Source organism: Actinoplanes sp. NBRC 101535, assembly GCF_030269225.1.
Lineage (GTDB): Bacteria > Actinomycetota > Actinomycetes > Mycobacteriales > Micromonosporaceae > Actinoplanes > Actinoplanes rectilineatus.
Genome location: NZ_BSSY01000061.1, coordinates 1 through 361 on the forward strand (window position 1 = coordinate 1; position 361 = coordinate 361).

Sequence of the window (361 nt, forward strand, 5' to 3'; positions counted from 1 at the left end):
CCGGCAGGTGATCGCGGTGGACGGTAAGACCCTGCGAGGCGCCCGCTCGGGCGACGGCCGGCAGGTGCATCTGCTGTCCGCGCTGGACACCACCACCGGAATCGTGATCGCGCAGGTCACCGTAGACGCGAAGTCGAACGAGATCACCTCGTTCGTGCCACTTCTCGACGCCGTCGAAAAGGTCCTCGGCACCCTCACCGGAGTGCTGTTCACCGCCGGCGCCCTGCACACCCAGACCGGCCACGCCGAACAGACCGCCGCCCGCAAGGCGTACCTGCCGGTCCAGGTGAAAGATAACCAGCCGACCCTGTTCAAACAGCTCAAGCAACTGCCCCGGGCACAGATCCCCGTCGGGGACCAG

General features: G+C 67.0%; 1 protein-coding gene. It reads left to right on the plus strand.

The window, feature by feature from the left end:
- Positions 1-16 precede the first annotated feature (16 nt).
- Positions 17-361: ISAs1 family transposase (locus tag QSK32_RS45345; protein WP_285475567.1), on the plus strand; the 345-nt coding region annotated here is incomplete at its 3' end.